Raw genomic sequence first — 20,664 nt, forward strand, 5'->3', positions numbered from 1 at the left:
AGGCGGCGTACAATAGATTCGAGAAGTATATCATAACACCTTAAAAAATTTGTCCAATTTAGTGTTGACATACCATGCTGGAGAGTCTTATAGAGAGGCTCTATACCCCCGAGCGACTGAAAAAAATTGCCGGAAAGTCTTATAGGGGGTCTCTATACCCTCGAATGGCCAAGAAAAATCGCCGGAAAGTCTTATAGAGGTGCTCTATCCCCCCGAACGGACCAAAAATATTCCCAGAAAGTCTTATAGAAAATGCGACGCAGTCCTAAAGACTTCAAAATAAATATTCTCTATACCTGTTTGCTGTTCTTTTATGAGTGGCTTTTGATAAGATGGTTATAGAAGAATGTTAAACGGAAGTATTGAGGGAGTGTTTGACGATGGAAAAGTTCATGATGGCATTGGATCAAGGAACGACGAGCTCGCGGGCAATTTTATTTAATCATAAAGGCGAGATCGTCGAGACGGCGCAAGAGGAATTCCAACAATATTTTCCACAACCAGGCTGGGTTGAGCATGACGCAAATGAGATTTGGACGTCTGTGCAATCCTGCATTACAAACGTGTTGCGGAAGGCAGACTTGCATCCAAGTCAAGTGGCTGGAATTGGGATTACCAATCAGCGTGAGACGACCATTGTTTGGGAACGGAAGACGGGGAAGCCGATTCATAAAGCGATTGTTTGGCAGTCACGTCAAACCGAAAATATTTGTCAGGAATTGAAAGATCAAGGGTATGAAGAGTTGTTTCGTAAAAAAACCGGGCTTTTAATTGATCCTTATTTTTCAGGAACGAAAGTAAAGTTTATTTTGGATCAAGTGGAAGGAGCAAAGGAACAAGCTGAAGCGGGTGAGCTTATGTTCGGAACCATCGATACATGGCTGATTTACCAGTTGACCGGTCAGCAAGTTCATGTAACAGACTATTCGAATGCTTCGCGTACATTGATGTACAATATTCATGAATTAACATGGGACAATGAATTACTCGATATTCTCGGTGTACCGAAATCGATGCTGCCAGAAGTTCGGCCATCTTCGGAAATCTACGGCGAGACGATCAGCTATCATTTTCTCGGTGAAAATATTCCGATTGCTGGCGCGTGTGGGGACCAACAAGCGGCATTATTCGGGCAAGCTTGTTTTGAAAAAGGAATGGCCAAAAACACGTATGGCACGGGATGTTTCATGTTAATGAATACGGGAAAAGAGGCAGTATCATCAAAAAACGGATTGTTGACGACACTTGCCTGGGGACTTGACGGGGAAGTGAATTATGCGCTGGAAGGCAGTATTTTCGTTGCGGGTTCTGCCATCCAGTGGCTGCGTGATGGACTGCGGATGATCAAGCGGACGCCTCACAGTGAGCGGTATGCAAAACGAGTTGAATCAACAGAAGGCGTCTATGTCGTACCGGCTTTCGTTGGTCTAGGAACACCTTATTGGGACAGTAAAGCCCGTGGTGCCGTCTTTGGTTTGACCCGTGGAACAGATAAGGAACATTTCATCCGTGCAACCTTGGAATCGATCGCATATCAAACGAAAGATGTCGTCAATGCAATGATTGACGATTCCTCGATTGATTTGAAAAAACTTCGAGTCGATGGTGGAGCAGTGAAAAATGAATTTTTAATGCAATTTCAAAGTGATCTATTAAATGTGCCTGTAGAACGCTCAGTTGTGAATGAAACAACAGCTCTAGGTGCAGCTTATTTGGCAGGACTTGCCGTCGGTTTTTGGTCGAATAAAGAAGAGATTGAAAATCAGTGGGCTGTAGACCGTTTATTTGAGCCAGTTATGGAGGACAATATTCGCAACGAGCTTTATCAAGGATGGAAACGTGCCGTGAAAGCGACACAAGCATTTACGGAAGGGAATTGATTTTTCTCGTGAGGGGGTGGTTTTTTTGACCAATACATTTTCCAATAAACATAGACAAGAAGCTAAGCAGCAATTAAATCAGTCATTTGACCTTATTATAGTCGGTGGCGGGATTACCGGTGCCGGCATTGCTTTGGATGCTGTGACAAGAGGCTTGAGTGTTGCGTTATTCGAAATGCAAGACTTCGCAGCTGGAACTTCCAGTCGCTCGACCAAGCTCGTTCACGGTGGCTTACGATATTTGAAAAACTTTGAAATTAAAATGGTAGCGGAAGTCGGTAAAGAACGAGAAATCGTTTATGAAAACGGGCCACATATTACAACACCGGAATGGATGCTGCTGCCCTTTTATGATGAAGGGACGTTCGGTCCGTTTACGACGAATATCGGCTTAAGACTGTACGATTTTCTGGCAGGCGTGAAAAAGAAAGAACGACGAAAAATGCTCAGCAAAGAGGAAACGCTGAACAACGAGCCATTGTTGCGCCGCGAAGGCCTAGAAGGAAGCGGCTATTATGTTGAGTACAAAACCGATGATGCACGATTGACAATGGAAATATTAAAAAAAGCTGTTGAAAATGGAGCGATCGCTTTCAATTACATGAAAGTCGACCAGTTTTTATATCGTGATGGAAAAGTTGTCGGGGTTCATGCGGTCGATCAATTGAATGATGAATCCGCTTCGGTCTATGCAGAGAAAGTCGTCAACGCTGCAGGACCATGGGTGGATGAATTGCGTTCGAAAGACAATCCGAAGCTGAAAAAACCGCTTTTCCATACAAAAGGAATTCATCTTGTATTCGATAGTGTTGTATTTCCACTGACCCAAGCGATTTATTTTGATTCGCCTGATGGCCGAATGATTTTTGCGATTCCAAGAGACGGAAAAACGTATGTAGGGACGACGGACACAGCATATACAGGAGATTTTGAGAATCCAACCGCTTCATTACAAGACCGAGCATACTTGATGCGGGCCATTCATGAGATGTTCCCGACAGTGAACGTGAATGAACAAGACATCGAATCTTCTTGGTCTGGGATTCGACCACTCATTCAGCAAGAAGGTAAAGACCCATCAGAAATCTCACGGAAAGATGAAATTTTCGTATCTGATTCTCAGTTGATCTCTATTGCAGGAGGCAAACTGACAGGCTATCGAAAAATGGCTGAGAGTATCGTCGACCTCGTCGCTTCCCAATGGAAAGCTGAGAATGGCCGGAAGCTCCCTGAGTCGAAAACGAAAAAAATGCCACTCGCTGGCGGTGAAGTCGGTGGTTCGAAAGGGTTCAAACAGTTTAAGAAAAAAGTGCTCAACACCGGTTATCCAGAAGAAATGCTCGAAAAATGGATGAACCGATATGGAGCGAATACCGAAAAACTAATCAACTATTATGAGACAGCCATGCATGAACATGTATTTTTAGAAGCTGATATTTGGGCAGAATTAATGTATACGCTCGAATACGAAGCAGTCTATAAACCGGTTGACTTCTTTATCCGACGAACAGGCGCACTCTTCTTTGACATTGACTTTGTGAAAAAATATAAAAAGCCAGTCATCCAGGAAATGAAAGATTACTTCCAATGGGATGACGAAGAGATGAAACAACATACGGAAGAGTTGGAAAAAGCAATTTACGAAGCCCAAAACCCTGTGAAAGAAGAAATGAAATAGAGATGAAAAGATTAGAGCGAGAGTCCACGCTCTAATCTTTTTTTATATTTTGTTTCGGTTACACGCGCTTTTTGAACGTTCAGCGCATCCCTTTGAACAGTCAACGTAAACTTTTGAACGTTCAGCGCATCCCTTTGAACGGTCAACGTAAACTTTTGAACGTTCAGCGCATCCCTTTGAACGATCAACGTAAATCTTTGAACGTTCAGCGCATCCCTTTGAACGATCATCCGCCTTCATTAGATCGTTGCATTCATTTTTCGCGAAAGTCCGACCGAATGTTCTCCTTCCTAAATATACCTACTGTGAATATTTGGTATATGTTATACTAAAAGGAGAGAATTTTGATGAGTTCTGTAGGAGGCCTTTATGCAAACATCAAGTATGAAGCAGAAAAATAATTTAGAAGGAAATGTGGTCCCGTTTCGTGCGGATAGCCAGTTCTATTTTTCCCATGGAGTGAAAGCTTTTCAACGAAAGCAATTTTCACGTGCGGAAAAATGGATCAAGAAGGCAATCGAGTGTTCACCGGATAATCCACTTTTTCTCAGCCAGTTGTCGGTACTATACACGGAATTGCACCAATATCACCGAGCGAATGAATTGTTGCAGCGTGTCGTTGAATTGGATGAAAATTATGTCGACGGGTATTATCTTTTGGCGAATAATTATGCGCATTTAGGTCTCTTTCAGGAAGCGAAGCGGTATGCGACAGAATATTTATCTGAAGCACCTGATGGTGAATTTTCAGATGATGTGAGAGAATTGATTGCGCTCATAAATCAGGTAATGCTTGAAGATCTGGATGATGAGTTGGAGATGGATGAGGAAGACGAATTCTTTATTTGCCAAGAATCATCCTATTATTATTTGGAGCATCAAGAATGGGATAAAGCGATTGAAATTTTGGAAGAAATGATGGTTCAATTCCCAGAATATATTCCAGCACGGCATGATTACGCCTATGCACTATTTCGACTAGGAAAAGAAGATGTTGCTATCACATTAGAAGAGTCTTGGTTCGAACAAGATTCCAGTTCGCTTCATAGTCGACTCAATTTGATCTATTTTTATTACCACACGAATCAACAAGCGATAGCTGATGAGCTGATTGAATCATTGAACAACGTATATCCGACCTACGATTCACAAAAGCTAAAAATAGCTGTCATCCTGTCTCAAGTCAATGCATGCGAAGAAGCAGTCCAGCGATTTCACAAAATCCAGGCTGGGAATGTTTCCGGCTTTTTGAATTATTATCTTTGGTATGGTTATGCTTTAAAACAAATTGGCCAGGTGAAAAAAGCTGAGCAGATTTGGGATCAAGGTTGTAAAAAACATCCGGATTTAGCGGATTTCATCAACCAATTTTGATGGCTTCAAGCATCCACGGAAGCGTTTGAGCTGAACGTTTGTCGAACGCAGAATAATGGAATATGATGTAGTAGGATGTTTGATAAAAGGAGTGAGGATTCATGACTGATGAACGTATGTATGATGTAATTATTGCTGGCGCAGGACCTGCTGGAATGACGGCAGCTGTTTATACGTCACGTGCCAATTTGGACACATTGATGCTTGAAAGAGGAATGCCTGGTGGCCAAGTGGCTAACACACAAGATGTCGAAAACTACCCAGGTTTCGATCATATATTAGGACCGGATTTATCGACCAAAATGTTTGAACACGCACAGAAATTTGGTGCAGAGTATGCTTATGGTGATATTCAATCGGTTGAAGATTTTGGTGATTATAAAGTCGTTAAAGCAGGAGACCAAGAGTTCCGCACACGCTCGATCATCATTTCTACTGGTGCCGAGTACAAGAAGCTAGGAATCCCTGGTGAAGAAGAGTTTGCTGGACGCGGTGTTTCTTATTGTGCCGTATGTGACGGAGCTTTCTTTAAAGAAAGAAGACTTTTCGTTGTCGGCGGAGGAGACTCTGCTGTTGAGGAAGGAATCTATCTGACGCGCTTTGCTGATCGGGTAACGATTGTGCACCGCCGGGATGAACTACGTGCCCAAAAAATCCTTCAGGACCGTGCCTTTGAAAATGAAAAAATTGATTTTTATTGGAATACTGAAATGAAGGAAATTAAAGGGGACGGCCAAGTAAAAACAGCTGTTCTCGTCAATAACCAAACGGGTGAAGAGCGCGAGGAAGAAATTGATGGTGTATTCATTTACATCGGATTGCTTCCATTAAGTGACCCGTTTAAAGGTCTGGGAATCTTAAACGATGAAAACCAAGTTGTAACGAATGAAAATATGGAAACAAGCATTCCAGGAATTTTTGCAGCTGGTGATGTTCGTGAAAAAGAACTACGCCAAATCGTTACGGCAACAAGTGACGGAAGTATCGCGGGACAACGCGCTCAATCGTATATTGAAGATTTAATGGAAAAGATCAGTGCAGCAAAGAAATAAAAAAGTAAAAGGGTTTTAACGCTGTTGTAACACGGTTGCAATAATTATCGGGTACAATGTAAGTAAATATTGACCCCCTTTATTCAATATATTGTTTCACGCACAGGTAGTTTTATAAACTGCCTGTGTTTTTTTGATGAAAAATACTTAATTGAATATCGGAATCATCTAAGAGAATGTTCGATTTTCTTTGGTGGATCCGTCAATCCATTGTATAATGGAAGGAAAGGAAACATTTTAAGCACGATCAATACATGTTAGGGTCAACTTAGTTAAACACGGTCAACTCTTTCACAAATCGTAGAATCGGATCGCTTAAACATACCAAACCATTTATGTAAATATATATAGAAAAACAACCGTCTAAATAAAAGGAAGAAAAGGTGATCGCATGGAAGATAAGTCGAAAGTTGAGTTAGTCATCGTTACAGGAATGTCTGGTGCCGGAAAGACAGTAGCTGTTCATAGCTTTGAAGATCTCGGATATTTTTGTGTCGATAACTTACCACCGACTTTACTCCCGAAGTTCTTAGAATTGATGAAGGATAACCAAGAAGAGAATAAAAAGCTCGCTGTTGTCATGGATTTACGTGGCAGAGAGTTTTTTGATACGTTGTACGAAACGCTCGATCAACTCGCTGAAGACGATCGAATTGCGGAGCACGTATTATTTTTGGATGCAGAAGACCAAACGCTTGTCACCCGTTATAAAGAGACAAGGCGATCACATCCATTGGTACCTGAAGGATTACCGTTAGAAGGGATTAAGCAGGAACGACAAATTTTAGATGAGCTAAAAGGCCGTGCTCAAACCATTCTACATACGGATCAACTACCTGCCAAAGAACTACGACAGAAAATTACCGACCATTTCAAGGAGAAGAAACAGCAAGTTTTTTCCGTTCAAATCGTCTCGTTTGGATTCAAACATGGTGTTCCAATTGATGCGGATTTAGTGTTCGATGTTCGTTTCCTGCCGAACCCTCATTACGTCGACTCCATGAGAGATTTGACTGGTAAAAATCATGAAGTTTCGTCTTATGTATTCAAATGGAAAGAGACACGAACATTTATGAGGAAACTGAAGGATTTACTCGAATACATGTTGCCGCATTATGTGCGCGAAGGCAAAAGCCAATTGGTCATTGGAATCGGATGTACAGGTGGACAGCATCGCTCGGTTGCCTTATCCGAGAAGTTAGGTGACATTTTAGGCAGAAATTATACAACCCATGTGTATCATAGAGATATCGATAAAAAAAGGGGAAAAGTTAAAAAATGACAGATATAAATGGCCCAAAAGTTGTGGTCATCGGGGGAGGAACCGGGATGCCGGTTTTACTGCGAGGATTGAGAAAGTATCCGGTTAATTTGTCTGCAATCGTTACCGTAGCTGACGATGGAGGAAGTACGGGCCGATTGAGAGAAGACCTCGCCATACCTGCACCTGGTGATATACGGAAAGTAATTGCTTCGATGTCTGCGGTAGAGCCAACGTTATTAAAGCTTTTTCAACATCGATTTGAAAATGGAAATGGTTTATCCGGTCATGCGCTTGGAAATTTAATTTTGGCTGGAATGACATCAATCACTGGTGATTTCTATAAAGGCATCAAGGAAATTTCGCGCGTGTTTAATGTGAAAGGGCGCATCTATCCGATCTCCAATTCAAACATGTACTTGAAGGCGGAGTTTGAAGATGGGTCCGTCATCCGTGGGGAGTCGCAAATTCCTGAAGTAGGAAAGCGAATTAAACGTGTCTTTTATGATACTGATGACGTAGAGCCATTACCAGAAGCAATCCGGGCAATTGAGCAAGCCGAATTAATCGTCATTGCACCTGGTAGCTTATACACAAGTATTTTGCCGAACTTGATTGCACCGAAAATTCAGGAAGCATTAAATAAAACAAAAGCAACTTCTGTTTATGTGTGTAATATTATGACCCAGTACGGTGAAACGAGTCATTATAAAGCTTCTGACCATATTCGAGCGATTCATCAACATGCGAACCAATCCTTTTTAGATCGAATCATTGTTCATAATAAGGAAATTTCCAATCAGATTATCGCAGAATATGAAAAAGAAAAAGCTGAACCGGTCTTATGCGATGATGAAGTTATCCAACAATTGGGTGTTGAAGTCGTTCGGGGAAATATTGCAAACTTACATGAAGATGGAACTTTGAAACATAATGAGCATGAAATCGCCAAGATCCTGCATGAATTGGTACAATAGTGATGAGGATAATATAGAGGAGAATGCGCGATGTCTTTTGCATCGGAAACAAAAAAAGAATTAACAACGATTGAAGCAGATCATTGCTGTCAAAAGTCTGAGCTCTCTGCTTTGATTCGAATGAATGGTACGCTTTCATTTTCCAACCGTAAATATACGTTGGATATTCAAACAGAAAATGCAGCGATTGCTCGCCGGATTTATACGTTGATTAAAAATATATACGGACTTCCAGTTGAATTGCTTGTCCGGAAAAAAATGCGTTTGAAGAAAAATAATGTTTATATCGTTCGAATATCTGAAGGTGCCAAACATCTATTGACTGATATGAATATTTTGCAGGAGCCACTGACTTTTATTCGACATATTTCCCAGGAAATTATGGAGAAAGATTGCTGTAAACGCGCCTATCTAAGAGGAGCGTTTATGGCAGGTGGCTCTGTCAATAATCCGGAAACATCGTCATATCATATGGAAATTTTCTCATTTTATGAGGATCATAATGAAGCGCTTTGTGACTTAATGAATCAATTTGATTTATCCGCTAAGACTCATGAACGGAAAAACGGCTATATTACGTATTTAAAAGAAGCAGAGAAAATTACTGATTTTTTGATTATTATCGGAGCGCACCAAGCTTTATTAAAGTTTGAAGATGTTCGGATTATGCGGGACATGCGAAATTCCGTGAATCGCCTGGTCAATTGTGATACAGCGAATTTAAATAAAACAATCGGTGCCGCCTTTCGTCAAGTTGAAAACATTAAATTCATAGATGATACGGTTGGTTTGGAGTCGCTACCTGAAAAACTTCAAGAAGTCGCTAAACTGAGACTGGAACATCAAGATGTTTCCTTAAAGGAACTCGGCGAACTATCGACAACCGGAAAAATCAGCAAGTCTGGAATCAATCATCGACTGAAACGAATTGATGAATTTGCAGAGAAATTACGAAAAGGTGAACTGTTGCAAAATTAATAAATAAAATGTATCGTTCTTTTTAAATGGCTCTGTTAAGGTTTAGTGTTGATTTTCTAATGATGTTGCATTGAGTTGTTGAATTGTGAGAAGCGAAGGTGGCGACTCCTGCGGGAATAGCACGAGTCTCGAGACCCCGCAGGAAGTGTCTTTCTTCCGAGGAGGCTCGAGCCGTGCCCGCGGAAAGCGCCCACCGGTAGCGGATCACAATATCAACAACGGCCTTTAACAAAGCCTTTTAAATAAGCAATAGAACATGCTATAATATTGTATTAATAAGCTGATTTTTGAAGAGGGGAGTAATGAAAGTGGTTGAAAGAGAACTTACTGTAAAAATCGATCCAGGACTACAAGCGAGACCTGCAGCGAAATTTGTCCAAGAAGCCAACCGTTTTTCTGCAGAGATTTTTTTGGAGAAAGGCGGAAAGCAGGTCAATGCCAAAAGTATAATGGGTGTAATGAGCTTGGCCATTGGTATGAATGAAGTTGTAGGCATCCAAGCAGACGGACCAGATGAAGACGAAGCGATCGAAAAGCTGAGTCAATTCATTACCGCTGAATCATAGACCCTCTTTTTTCATCAAACTGTTCATGGGAGAAATCCTATTGAACAGTTTTTTGTTTTTGGAGAATGGCGCGTGTTTTGCTGCAGCCGTCGAAAACTCACGTGAAGCCGTCGAATTCCGTGTTCGAGCCATCGAATATTGTGTGGGAGCCATCGAATAATGAGCTGAAGCCGTCGAATTCCGTGTGTTAGCCGTCGAAAAGTGAGCTGAAGCCGTCGAATTCTGTGTACAAGCCGTCGAAAAATCAAGTGAAGCCACCCGATGCGCTTTTCCAGGCGCCCGATGAGCGAATCCAACCGCTCGATAAGCAGGTCTAGCTATCCGATAAACAGATCGAGCCGCCCGATGAACGAGCAAACCCGCCGATAAATCGAATGAACCCGCCAATAAAAAATCTAGCCACTCCTAAACGAGTTCCAGGATCAGCATAGTAATCGACAATAACCAACAAATTATCTAAAAATTAATTTTATTTTAAGTATTGAAATAATGTAACGTCTTTTATATAATGAGTGATAAAGTCATCTAATGAAATATTATTTCATTTAATGAAATAGAAAGAGGGGAGTGGAACATGGTTGGAGTATACTTCGGAACGTGTCAATACATTGCCTCCATATGTATTCTCTGAGTTTCAACGAAAGAAAAAGGATCTCGAAGCTCAAGGAGTAGATGTCATTGATTTAGGGATTGGTGCACCTGATTTGCCGGCACCGGACTTCGTCATTGACCGGTTAGTAGAGGAAGTAAGAAAGCCTGAGAATCATCGGTATTCTAACTACTTTGGAATTCCTGAATACAGAGAAGCCGTAGCTCACTTTTACAAAACACAATACGATGTTGACCTTGATCCGGAAACGGAAATCCTTGCGTTAATCGGTTCAAAGGAAGGCATTGCTAATTTGATTACAGCTGTTGTGAACCCTGGTGAAAGCGTACTTGTACCAAACCCAGGGTACCCGGTTTATCAAGCAGCGATCCATTTGGCGGGTGCAAAAGCGCATCATTATCAACTAAATGCAGAAGATGGATTTCGTCCAGACTTTTCACAACTGACTAGCGAGGAGTGGGATCTAGCAACATTAATGTTACTCAATTACCCGAGTAATCCCACTGCAGGTACGGTAACCATTGACACATTTTTGGAAGCGGTTACAAAAGCAAAGCAACACCAGACAATGCTAGCACAAGATGCCGCGTATAGCCTCGTGACTTATGGGGATTACCAAGCACCGAGCTTAATGCAAGTTCCTGGCGCAAAAGAAGTTGGCGTTGAATTCGGTTCCCTTTCAAAAAGCTTTAATATGACCGGTTGGCGAATCGGTTATGTCGTAGGAAACCCAGAGATGATTCGAGCACTGTCTACGGTGAAGAACAACACCGACACGTCACAATTCATACCGATTCAAAAAGCGGGAACAGCAGCTTTACGAAGTGATTTGCAGTCGGTGAAAGCGAATAATGCGATTTATGAAAAACGAATGGATGACATGCTGGAAGGTCTGCAAGCGCTCGGGATCGAAGTCGACCGGCCGAAAGCAACGTTCTTCATTTGGGCACCTGTACCAGAAGGTTATACGTCAGCTGAATTTGCGGATGAATTACTGATGAAAGCGGGGGTGATCGTTACTCCAGGTTCGGCTTTCGGATCGGGGGGAGAAGGTTATTTCCGTGTATCGTTGTCGGTACCGACAGACCGGTTACAGGAAGCCGTCGATCGCATGAAGCAGTTCAGCAAGGAAGGAGCGAAAGAGCTATGAATTCTGTGCAATCCTTGAAAAAACAATCACAAATAAACGGGGCTCAAGGAATTGTCTCGGTGATGGAGCGTGAAGAAGTCGATAAAGTCTTTTGCGTTCCTGGCGAGAGTTACTTACCAGTCATGGATGCCATTTATGACTCTTCAACCATTGAGCTTGTATCCAACCGACATGAAGGTGGAGCTGCATTTATGGCGGAAGGATACGCGAAGGCGAGTGGAAAAGTTGGCGTTGTCATGGCAACCCGTGGTGTAGGCGGTGCCAATTTGACAATCGGTGTCCATACAGCTTACCAAGATTCCACACCAATGATTGTACTCCTCGGGCAAGTTCACAGTAAATTCCGTGGGCGGGAAGGCTTCCAAGAGGTCGATTTGGACCAATTTTTTAAACCAATCTCCAAGTGGACGTATGAACTTCAAGACGGCGACCGAGCCATTGAAATCATGCAACGGGCATTTCGCGTTGCACAATCTGGACGTCCCGGCCCAGTCGTCATTTCATTGCCGGAGGATGTGTTAAAAGAAGTATGTGACGCAGAGCCCGGTCCACCATTCACCAAACCGCGACCAACACCTTCGCAATCTGAGGTGAGTAAGCTAGAAAATTTATTAGCTGAAAGCAAGCAACCGGTTGTCATTGCAGGTGGTGGCATAAAAAGCTCACAGGCTGAAGAAGCGCTCGTCGCCTTCGCTGAGAAATTTCACTTGCCGGTGATCACAGCTTTTAGACGTCATGATGTTTTCCCACATAATCATCCGTTATTTTGCGGTCATTTAGGGTTAGGAACGAATCCGAACATCATTGACACGGTGAAAAATGCTGACACCGTCCTGGCCGTTGGTACACGCTTATCTGAAGTGACAACACAGGATTACTCAATTCTTTCAACGAGTCATAAATTGGTTCATATCGACATATCAGATGAAGTGTTGGGAAAAGTGTATGCACCTCAGTTAGGTATCCAGGCAGATGCCAAAGAAGCATTAGAAACATGTTATCAGCTAACCATCCAACCGACATGGAAACAGTGGGCGAGTGAACGACGTGAAGCGTATGAAAAAGCATCCACACTTCAATTAGATGAACATTCGCCGATTAACAGTTTTGTCATCGATCAACTGGCGAAACAATTGCCGAGCGACACGATTTACACAAATGACGCAGGCAATTTTGCAGGATGGCTCCATACGTACTTTCCGTTTAATGAGAGCAACACCTATGTAGGACCAACATCAGGCGCGATGGGCTATGGTGTTCCAGCGGCCATCGGAGCGAAGTTTGCTCATCCCAAGCGGCATGTCGTTTCCTTATCGGGTGATGGAGGATTCATGATGACGTTGCAGGAGATTGAAACGGCAGCCAGAAACAATCTCGCGACAATTCACCTTGTATTCAACAATCATATGTACGGTACTATCCGCATGCACCAAGAAATGCACTATCCGGAAAAAGTGATTGGTACCAATTTAGGAAGCGTCAATTTCGTTCAAATTGCTGAAGGTCTCGGTGCAAAAGGAATTTTAGTTGAACGAGCGGAAGAATTTCAGCGTGCTTTATCACAAGCCATGGATACCACTACACCGACGGTCATCGAAATTATGACCGATCCTGAACAAATTTCGATTAAGAAAACGATTAATGATTTGCGTAATCAATCATAAATTCTATTGGAGGGGATAAGCATGACAAGCAAAGTGGATCAAAGAAGTGATATCGGAGAAACATCAGTTGGTAAAGTAGATGTCAGCCAACTGAAAAATTTCATCGGAGGCGAATGGGTTGAACCGAAGACGGATCAGTACGGGGATGTTGTCAATCCCGCTAACGGTAAAAAATTAGTCGACGTACCACTATCCGGAACCGACGATGTTAACGAAGCTGTAGCAGCAGCGAAAAAAGCACAGAAAGAATGGTCACTCGAGCCAGCGCCAATGCGTGCAGAAATTTTATATGATATCGGTCAAATGATGAAAGAACGTAAAGAACATCTTTCACAAATTTTGACGCAAGAAAACGGAAAGGTGTTAGAGGAAGCGCGCGGAGAAGTTCAGGAAGGTATCGATATGGCCTTTTATATGGCTGGAGAAGGACGTCGTTTATTCGGTCATACGGTTCCTGCGGAGTTGAAAAATAAATTCGCAATGAGTGTTCGCGCGCCAGTGGGTGTCGTTGGAATCATTACGCCATGGAATTTCCCTATTGCCATTGCGACATGGAAATCTTTCCCGGCAATTGTGGCAGGAAATACAGTCGTCTGGAAGCCAGCAACAGAAACGCCATTAATGGCTTATGAAATGGCGAAAATTTTTGAAGAAGCTGGATTGCCAAAAGGCGTTGTCAACGTTGTTTTCGGTTCAGGAGGCGACGTCGGCGATGCGATGGTGCATCATGACGACCTACGAGTGATTTCATTTACAGGATCCAATGAAGTAGGCCGAAATATTGCTTCTGAATGTGGACGTCAGTTGAAAAAAGTATCGCTTGAGATGGGCGGTAAAAACGCAGTCATCGTCATGGATGATGCTGACTTAGAATTAGCGGCACAAGGAATCGTATGGGGTGCATTTGGTACGAGTGGTCAACGTTGTACCGCCACAAGCCGAGTTATCGTCCATGAAAAAGTGAAAGAAGACCTTGAAAAACATATATTAGAAGAAATGAAAAACTTGAAAATCGGTGACGGGTTAAATGATGACATTAAAGTTGGTCCGATCATCAATCAAGGCGGCATTGATAAAATCAAGAAATATATTGAAATCGGAAAAGAAGAAGGCAAGCTACTTACTGGCGGAAGTGAATTGACGGAAGGGAAATATGAATCCGGTTATTACTTTGAACCGACATTATTTACGGACGTAAAACCGAACGCACGTATTGCCCAAGAAGAAATTTTTGGACCTGTTCTGTCAATCATCCCAGTGGAAAGTTATGAAGAAGCCGTCGAAGTGAACAACAGTGTGGAATTCGGACTGTCCAGTTCTATTTTCACCCAGGATGCCAATCAAGTCTTTAAAGCACAACGTGACTTGGATACAGGGATTGTTTATGTAAACGCTGGAACAACGGGTGCTGAAATTCACTTACCGTTCGGTGGAACAAAAGGCACAGGAAACGGCCACCGTGATTCCGGTCAAGCAGCACTGGATGTCTTTACAGAGTGGAGAGCGGTCTATGTGGATTACAGCGGAAAGCTTCAACGTGCACAAATTGATAACTAAACGTCTATAAAAATTGAATCGAATGTTAAACAATCGGCAAGTTGGTTGGGTGGATCAGCTTGCCGGTTAAATCTGTTTACATGGGGAGGACACAGGATGAAAATAGGAGTGTTAGGGTCTGGATTAATGGGGAAAGAAGCGGCGAGAGATTTAGTGAATAGCGAACAAGTGACAGAGGTTGGTTTGGCAGATTTAGCATTTGACCAGGCGAAGCATGTTTGTGATCAGCTAAATTCACCGAAATTGACAGCCTACCAAGTCGATGCTTCAAACGATGTGGAACTTGCCGATTATATGCGGAATTTTGATGTCATCATCAATGCACTTTTTTATTCTTTTAATGAAAAAGTCGCTCAAACAGCGATCAAAGTCGGTGTATCATCCGTCGACCTCGGTGGCCATATCGGTAATATTACGGATAAAGTATTGGGCATGAAAGAAGAAGCTAAAAAAGCAGGCGTTACGATCATTCCTGATTTGGGCGTTGCTCCGGGTATGATCAACATTTTATCTGGTTATGGGGCAAGCAAATTAGATGAAGTCGAGTCCATCCGGCTGTTTGTCGGTGGAATTCCAGCAAAACCTGAACCGCCACTGGAATACAATCATGTTTTTTCCATGGAAGGTTTATTCGATCATTATACCGACCCAGCGTTGATTATTCGCGACGGGAAAAAACAAGAAGTGAAGGCACTGACAGAAGTCGAATCCATTCATTTTGATGAATATGGGGAGTTGGAAGCATTCCATACATCCGGCGGGACGTCAACATTGCCAATTACGTTCGCAGACGTTGACACACTCGAATATAAAACGATTCGTTATCCTGGTCATGCAGAAAAGTTCAAGCTATTAGTTGACCTGAATTTAACATCGAAGGATGCGTTTGTTGATATCGATGGACAAAAAATTAATACACGGGAAGTGCTTCTGAAAGCGTTAGATCCTTTTGTGGAGCTCGGGGAAAAGAAAGATGCCGTCCTTCTTCGTGTGGTCGTTGGCGGCAAGAAAAATGGTCAAAAACAATACCATCAATTCCAAATGACAACTACGAAAGACATGGAAAACCAGGTGACGGCAATGGCACGTGCAACAGCAAATACAATTTCCGTCGTAGCTCAAATGATCGGGTCTGGTGTGATTGAACAACAAGGTGTCTATCCACCAGAACAAATCGTACCTGGGAAAGAATATATCGAGGAAATGGCGAAGCGAGACGTCGTCATCCAAGAGGCAACCTACGAAGATGAATCGTATGTCAATGTTTAAACAGACAGCGAAATTTCTTTAGAAAAAATTTTTACTTTTAGGGTGTAGACGATGCAATTGTCGTACTACCCTCTAAATAGAGGTATGTCTCGATAAAAAGTAGTCGCGGAACGCTTGCGAATGGAAGTTAGATCGATGAAAGAGGGAAAAACAATGAATCAGAGCGTCATTAAAGCCTTGCAACTATTGAAGTTATTCGATGAGAAACAGACAGAATGGACATTGAAGGAAATTGCAGAAAAAGCAGAACTCCCAAAAGCGACAGCCTATCGTTTGCTCAGTTCATTGGAACAAGAAGATTTTTTGGCAAGGGATCCTGAGCCGAATGGGAAATATCGATTAGGATTGCGTTTGTTGGAGCTTGGAAATTTAGTAGCCGATCAACTGGATATTCGCAGGATCGCCAAGCCTTATATGGAGGAATTAGGTCAGGAAATAAACGAAGCTGTTCACCTGGTTATCCAAAACGACTTACATGCCACTTATATAGAAAAAGTGGAGAGCAACCGTGCCATCCGGCTATACACGCAGGTGGGTAAAAGTTCTCCGCTTTATATTGGATCAGGTCCGAAACTATTATTGGCTTTCATGGATGAAACAGAGCAGAACCACGTTTTCATGCACGAACCACTTCGATCGATAAAAAATGGCGAGCCGATCGACCAAGAAAAACTCCAACAAGAATTAAAAAAGATAAAAAAACAAGGATATTCAATCAGTTATGGCGAACAAGATGAAGACACGGTCGGTATTTCATATCCGATTTATAATCATCTAGGTCATGTTATTTCAGCCTTAACCATTAGTGGTCTTTCACAACATTTTGAAGGAGAGCGCTTAACAGATATGAAAAGGAAGATTCAACATACCGCAACTCAAATTTCTATTGCTCTCGGTGCTCCAAAAAAATGATAGAATAAGAGTGAAAGGGAGGTCGAGAGCATGAATACATACTTTGTCGCAGGTCATGCAAAATTACCGGCAGGCATGGCTGCACAAACGATCTATGAAACACTGACGGTGACAGCGGAACTGGATAAGAAGCATGGCGTCGTCATTGAAGTTAGCTGTACGTTGGCGACTGAACATGGCCGGGAGTTCATCAGTCGGATTTTAAGAGGTTATTGCTTGGAAGACGGAATCGAGGAACCTGTCAAACTCATCAAAGAGCACTACCTCGGTAAAGCAGGATCCGCATTGGCTACCGCAGTGAAAGATTTATATAAACAGTATGAACAACAAAAAAAATAAACAACCAAGAATGTTCATAGAATGATCTATGGACATTTTTTTGTGAAAGTAGGGATGGAGTTGCGAGGAATTTTATTGATTTTCGTTTCGGCTATGATTGTCTTATCTGTTTTGAGCCTTTTTGAATTGTCGATTGCAGGAATTTCGATTCTTGTTGGCGTCATCGGATTTATTCTATACAGAAGTAAACGACAAGATTTATTTGGCTCACATGAACTCAGTCTTCCACGATTTATCATTGAATTTAAAATGAAGCCGAATTGGTTTTGGCTCGTTCTACCGCTAATCATGAATGTCCTCAGTCTATCAATCGCTGCTTTATTCTTACCTGAATTTTTCACTCATTTACAAGAACGAACAGAAGTTGCCCTCTCTTTTCAAGTCATTTTTCTTTTGATCATCCAACTTACAGTCATGGCACTCGGCGAAGAGATTGCCTGGCGGGCATTCTTCCAAAAACAGATGAGTCACTTCATGCCGATTGCGCCAGCCATTCTTGTAACGTCTATATTCTTTACGTTAGGACATTTTGCAATTGGACCAACTCTTATTGTCGGTTATGATTTAGTGTTCATCTTGATCAACAGTGTTCTTTACGGGGTGATTTTTCATAAAACCAATAACGCTTGGATGAGCGCTCTATCACATTTTGTAGCGAATGTTTTCGCTGTATTGTTTGTGTTGATGATCTAGAAATGGAGATTTATACTGAAAAGAATAATGTAAGTTATCCAATAATCTCTCAGACAATCAAACAAGGGGTGTCATCTTTTGTGAACAAAAGGTAAAATCATCGAAGTAATTGAAGCGGATGAGTGGATGATGGAGATTTTACACAGAATGGCAATCTATCAAGCAAGAGTCCAACAGAAACAATGGACACAAACGTGGGGGAATCTATCCATAGAAAAATAAAAACATCCGAAACTTATAACAAAAGTTTCGGATTGTCGCATTTTAATAAACTTTATAAGTCTGTCCAGTTTGCTTTCCATTGACACTTTTCCGGAATGCCAACGCAACTTTCTCGATGGAAACAGGCTCGAACCCTTGAAATGTGTCACGATGCTCTTTTGATGCTTCAGAAAAGACATTCGGACTTACATTATTAATCCGTATACCCCTTGGCAACTCGATCGCTGCTGATTTGACAAAGCCTGTAATCGCCCCATTTGTCATGGCTGATGACGTTCCTTTAGGGATAGGGTCGTCCATTAAAATACCAGTCGTTAACGTGAAGCTTCCTCCGTCATTCACATAATCCATCCCAATTAGAACGAGGTTGATCTGTCCTTTTAATTTGCTCTCGATACCAACATCATTCAATTCAGGTGTCAATTCCTCCAGCGGAACAAAAGGAGCGTCGCCGGCCGTGCTGATGACTGCATCAACTTTCCCGATTTTTTCAAACATCTCACGAATTTGATCTGGCTTGGTCATGTCGACGTTAAAATCGGCTCCTTCCAAAGCAGCCCCAATGATTTCATGTTCGCCTTCTAATTCTTGTTTGACAGCTTGGCCTAAGAGGCCTGTTGCTCCGATGAGTAATATTTTCATAGTAACAACCTCTCTTTATTGCGTCATCTATGATTATTTTAGCATAGTTAATTAGTTTGCCGCGGGAAGCCGTCGATAAATCATGCGAAGCCGCCGAAAAACGGTGAGAAGCCGTCGAAAAATCGAGCGAAGCCGTCGAAAAACGGAGCGAAGCCGTCGAAAAATTGAGAGAAGCCGTTGAAAAACTGAGAGAAGCCGTCGAAAAACGGAGGAAAGCCGTCGAAAAACGGAGCGAAGCCATCGAAAAACCGTGCAAAACCGCCTATAAATGGCGGAGAAACCGATGTTGAATCAGCAACAACGCACTTTAGCAAAGGCTAAATGATAAAACCCGAGAGTAACGAACTCTCGGGTTAACTGCACTATTCTATTTCTTCCCACTAATCGTAACTAGTTTCTTCACAACAAAATCATCAATCCCGTGGTGTCCGCCTTCTTTTCCGAAACCGGATTGTTTGATTCCTCCGAATGGTGCTTCTGCGACTGAAGGAAAGACTTCGTTGACGCCGACCATTCCGTATTCCAATGATTCGGATACGCGGAAGGTACGGTCGAGGTTTTCGGTAAAGAAGTATGCCGCTAAGCCGTATTTTGTATTGTTGGCCGCTTTGATTGCTTCTTCTTCGGTTTTAAACGTTTGAAGCGGTAGAAGCGGACCGAATGTTTCTTCATTCATGACTTTCATGTCATCCGTAATATTATCCAGCAGGGTTGGTTCAAAGAAGTGTCCTTCATATTCGCCATCCCACTTAGTTCCTCCACAGAGAATGCGGGCGCCTTTATCCGTTGCATCAGTTAAATGATCCTGTACTTTTTCGGTGCCGTTTTCGTTAATTAACGGTCCGATATCGACATCGTCGTTTAAACCGTTACCGACGTTCAGCTCTTTCACTTTTTCCAATAACACTTTGCTGAATTCTTCTTTAATCGATTCTTGAACATAAACGCGGTTCGCACAAATGCACGTTTGGCCGGCGTTTCTGAATTTGCTTGCAAGCGTTAAATTAGCTGCTGTTTCTAGGTCAGCATCTTCAAATACGAGAATCGGTGCGTGTCCACCCAATTCCAATGAAACTTTCTTCAGTTGGTCGGCACTTTCGCGCATTAAGTACTTTCCGACTTCTGTTGATCCGGTGAACGTAATTTTACGTACCTTATCATTTGTTAAAAAGGCTTCTCCGATTTCTTGTGCTTTTCCAGTCACGAGGTTGAATACGCCTTTTGGAAGACCGGCTTTCTCGAAAATTTTCGCAATCTCAATCGCAGAAAGTGGTGTTTCCATCGCTGGTTTCAATACAACTGTACATCCGGCTGCCAAAGCAGGTCCGCATTTACGTGTAATCATTGAAGAAGGAAAGTTCCACGGTGTAATCGCACCGACGACCCCGACTGGCTGTGGCAAGACGAACTGCCGATTGCCTTCACGGGATGCTGGAATCATTTCTCCGTATATGCGATTTGCTTCTTCGGAATACCATTGCAAGAAGCTGGCTGCACCTTTGATCTCACCTTTTGCTTCTTTTAACGGCTTTCCTTGTTCGAGTGTCAGGATTTCACCTAATCGATCGACGTCTTCCATCATGAGCTCATACGCTCGGTATAAAATATTCGATCGTTTCCGAGGGCTCATTTTTGACCATTCTGGAAAAGCTTCATAAGCCGCGTCGATAGCGTCCGTCGCATCATCGAAATCTCCATTTGAAACTTCGGTCAGTTTTTCTAACGTGGTTGGATTATCAACGACTTCCGTTTCGCCTGACTTTGCTTCTTTCCATTCACCATTCACAAAAATACCTTTAGTGTTTGCATCAAAGGTTGTCATGGACATACCTCCCATAGC

18 protein-coding genes are annotated in these 20,664 nt (G+C 42.4%); 15 read left to right on the plus strand and 3 right to left on the minus strand.

Annotation, left to right across the window (positions count from 1 at the left end; genetic code table 11):
• Positions 1 to 380: 380 nt before the first annotated feature.
• Positions 381 to 1,880 carry a glycerol kinase GlpK gene (glpK, locus tag KQ486_RS11965; protein WP_216687744.1) on the plus strand — a complete coding sequence of 500 codons (1,500 nt, stop codon included), beginning with the start codon at positions 381 to 383 and terminating at the stop codon, positions 1,878 to 1,880.
• Between the two features lie 25 nt (positions 1,881 to 1,905).
• On the plus strand, positions 1,906 to 3,558 hold the full coding sequence (locus KQ486_RS11970) for a glycerol-3-phosphate dehydrogenase/oxidase (RefSeq protein ID WP_216687745.1): 1,653 nt from the start codon (positions 1,906 to 1,908) through the stop codon (positions 3,556 to 3,558).
• An 11-nt stretch (positions 3,559 to 3,569) separates the two neighbouring features.
• Here the strand turns inward: KQ486_RS11970 and KQ486_RS11975 are convergent, their stop codons facing one another.
• Positions 3,570 to 3,788, minus strand: a complete 219-nt coding sequence (locus KQ486_RS11975; RefSeq protein WP_216687746.1) for a hypothetical protein — start codon at positions 3,786 to 3,788, stop codon at positions 3,570 to 3,572.
• 139 nt (positions 3,789 to 3,927) lie between these two features.
• On the opposite strand from KQ486_RS11975, the gene KQ486_RS11980 reads away from it, so the two are divergent.
• The 13 genes from KQ486_RS11980 (at position 3,928) to KQ486_RS12040 (ending at position 17,960) form a co-directional block, all read left to right on the plus strand.
• On the plus strand, positions 3,928 to 4,932 hold the full coding sequence (locus tag KQ486_RS11980) for a tetratricopeptide repeat protein (protein ID WP_216687747.1): 1,005 nt from the start codon (positions 3,928 to 3,930) through the stop codon (positions 4,930 to 4,932).
• A 101-nt stretch (positions 4,933 to 5,033) separates the two neighbouring features.
• Positions 5,034 to 5,984 carry a thioredoxin-disulfide reductase gene (trxB, locus tag KQ486_RS11985; protein WP_216687748.1) on the plus strand — a complete coding sequence of 317 codons (951 nt, stop codon included), beginning with the start codon at positions 5,034 to 5,036 and terminating at the stop codon, positions 5,982 to 5,984.
• Positions 5,985 to 6,375: 391 nt separating this feature from the next.
• The gene (gene rapZ, locus KQ486_RS11990; protein ID WP_216687749.1) at positions 6,376 to 7,266 is read left to right on the plus strand and encodes an RNase adapter RapZ; all 891 of its coding nucleotides are present in this window, start codon (positions 6,376 to 6,378) and stop codon (positions 7,264 to 7,266) included.
• Complete coding sequence (gene mgfK, locus KQ486_RS11995; protein WP_216687750.1) at positions 7,263 to 8,222, plus strand: gluconeogenesis morphogenetic factor MgfK; 960 nt, start codon at positions 7,263 to 7,265, stop codon at positions 8,220 to 8,222. Before rapZ ends, mgfK begins: the two co-directional genes overlap by 4 nt.
• 30 nt (positions 8,223 to 8,252) lie before the next feature.
• Positions 8,253 to 9,200 (plus strand): DNA-binding protein WhiA, encoded by a 948-nt coding sequence (whiA, locus tag KQ486_RS12000; protein WP_216687751.1) that lies wholly within the window; start codon positions 8,253 to 8,255, stop codon positions 9,198 to 9,200.
• A gap of 308 nt (positions 9,201 to 9,508) precedes the next feature.
• Positions 9,509 to 9,766 (plus strand): HPr family phosphocarrier protein, encoded by a 258-nt coding sequence (locus KQ486_RS12005; RefSeq protein ID WP_144163063.1) that lies wholly within the window; start codon positions 9,509 to 9,511, stop codon positions 9,764 to 9,766.
• Between the two features lie 578 nt (positions 9,767 to 10,344).
• On the plus strand, positions 10,345 to 11,526 hold the full coding sequence (locus tag KQ486_RS12010) for an LL-diaminopimelate aminotransferase (RefSeq protein ID WP_144163047.1): 1,182 nt from the start codon (positions 10,345 to 10,347) through the stop codon (positions 11,524 to 11,526).
• Positions 11,523 to 13,190 (plus strand): thiamine pyrophosphate-dependent enzyme, encoded by a 1,668-nt coding sequence (locus tag KQ486_RS12015; protein ID WP_216687752.1) that lies wholly within the window; start codon positions 11,523 to 11,525, stop codon positions 13,188 to 13,190. Before KQ486_RS12010 ends, KQ486_RS12015 begins: the two co-directional genes overlap by 4 nt.
• 21 nt (positions 13,191 to 13,211) lie before the next feature.
• The gene (locus KQ486_RS12020; protein WP_144163043.1) at positions 13,212 to 14,747 is read left to right on the plus strand and encodes an aldehyde dehydrogenase family protein; all 1,536 of its coding nucleotides are present in this window, start codon (positions 13,212 to 13,214) and stop codon (positions 14,745 to 14,747) included.
• A gap of 96 nt (positions 14,748 to 14,843) precedes the next feature.
• Positions 14,844 to 16,016, plus strand: a complete 1,173-nt coding sequence (locus KQ486_RS12025) for a saccharopine dehydrogenase family protein (protein ID WP_216687753.1) — start codon at positions 14,844 to 14,846, stop codon at positions 16,014 to 16,016.
• 153 nt (positions 16,017 to 16,169) lie between these two features.
• Positions 16,170 to 16,928, plus strand: a complete 759-nt coding sequence (locus KQ486_RS12030; RefSeq protein WP_216687754.1) for an IclR family transcriptional regulator — start codon at positions 16,170 to 16,172, stop codon at positions 16,926 to 16,928.
• Positions 16,929 to 16,958: 30 nt separating this feature from the next.
• Positions 16,959 to 17,267 (plus strand): DUF3870 domain-containing protein, encoded by a 309-nt coding sequence (locus tag KQ486_RS12035; protein WP_144163037.1) that lies wholly within the window; start codon positions 16,959 to 16,961, stop codon positions 17,265 to 17,267.
• A 21-nt stretch (positions 17,268 to 17,288) separates the two neighbouring features.
• Positions 17,289 to 17,960 (plus strand): CPBP family intramembrane glutamic endopeptidase, encoded by a 672-nt coding sequence (locus tag KQ486_RS12040; RefSeq protein WP_216687755.1) that lies wholly within the window; start codon positions 17,289 to 17,291, stop codon positions 17,958 to 17,960.
• A gap of 264 nt (positions 17,961 to 18,224) precedes the next feature.
• Here the strand turns inward: KQ486_RS12040 and KQ486_RS12045 are convergent, their stop codons facing one another.
• Together KQ486_RS12045 and KQ486_RS12050 are read right to left on the minus strand one after the other, a co-directional pair.
• A complete protein-coding gene (locus KQ486_RS12045; protein WP_216687756.1) occupies positions 18,225 to 18,824 on the minus strand; it encodes a short chain dehydrogenase in 600 nt (199 codons plus the stop codon).
• A gap of 367 nt (positions 18,825 to 19,191) precedes the next feature.
• Positions 19,192 to 20,646: an NAD-dependent succinate-semialdehyde dehydrogenase gene (locus KQ486_RS12050; protein WP_216687757.1), complete on the minus strand. Its 1,455-nt coding sequence runs from the start codon at positions 20,644 to 20,646 to the stop codon at positions 19,192 to 19,194.
• Between the last annotated feature and the right edge of the window lie 18 nt (positions 20,647 to 20,664).

The organism is Allobacillus halotolerans (assembly GCF_018967645.1).
Lineage (GTDB): Bacteria > Bacillota > Bacilli > Bacillales > Alkalibacillaceae > Allobacillus > Allobacillus halotolerans.

Excerpts from the sequence above, each read along its gene's own strand:
- KQ486_RS12045 (WP_216687756.1), bottom strand. The coding sequence starts at position 18,824 with ATGAAAATATTACTCATCGGAGCAACAGGCCTCTTAGGCCAAGCTGTC.
- KQ486_RS12040 (WP_216687755.1), top strand. The coding sequence starts at position 17,289 with ATGATCTATGGACATTTTTTTGTGAAAGTAGGGATGGAGTTGCGAGGA.
- whiA (WP_216687751.1), top strand. The coding sequence starts at position 8,253 with ATGTCTTTTGCATCGGAAACAAAAAAAGAATTAACAACGATTGAAGCA.
- KQ486_RS11980 (WP_216687747.1), top strand. The coding sequence starts at position 3,928 with ATGCAAACATCAAGTATGAAGCAGAAAAATAATTTAGAAGGAAATGTG.
- glpK (WP_216687744.1), top strand. The coding sequence starts at position 381 with ATGGAAAAGTTCATGATGGCATTGGATCAAGGAACGACGAGCTCGCGG.
- rapZ (WP_216687749.1), top strand. The coding sequence starts at position 6,376 with ATGGAAGATAAGTCGAAAGTTGAGTTAGTCATCGTTACAGGAATGTCT.
- KQ486_RS12015 (WP_216687752.1), top strand. The coding sequence starts at position 11,523 with ATGAATTCTGTGCAATCCTTGAAAAAACAATCACAAATAAACGGGGCT.
- mgfK (WP_216687750.1), top strand. The coding sequence starts at position 7,263 with ATGACAGATATAAATGGCCCAAAAGTTGTGGTCATCGGGGGAGGAACC.
- KQ486_RS12020 (WP_144163043.1), top strand. The coding sequence starts at position 13,212 with ATGACAAGCAAAGTGGATCAAAGAAGTGATATCGGAGAAACATCAGTT.
- trxB (WP_216687748.1), top strand. The coding sequence starts at position 5,034 with ATGACTGATGAACGTATGTATGATGTAATTATTGCTGGCGCAGGACCT.
- KQ486_RS12030 (WP_216687754.1), top strand. The coding sequence starts at position 16,170 with ATGAATCAGAGCGTCATTAAAGCCTTGCAACTATTGAAGTTATTCGAT.
- KQ486_RS12050 (WP_216687757.1), bottom strand. The coding sequence starts at position 20,646 with ATGACAACCTTTGATGCAAACACTAAAGGTATTTTTGTGAATGGTGAA.
- KQ486_RS12035 (WP_144163037.1), top strand. The coding sequence starts at position 16,959 with ATGAATACATACTTTGTCGCAGGTCATGCAAAATTACCGGCAGGCATG.
- KQ486_RS11975 (WP_216687746.1), bottom strand. The coding sequence starts at position 3,788 with ATGATCGTTCAAAGGGATGCGCTGAACGTTCAAAGATTTACGTTGATC.
- KQ486_RS12025 (WP_216687753.1), top strand. The coding sequence starts at position 14,844 with ATGAAAATAGGAGTGTTAGGGTCTGGATTAATGGGGAAAGAAGCGGCG.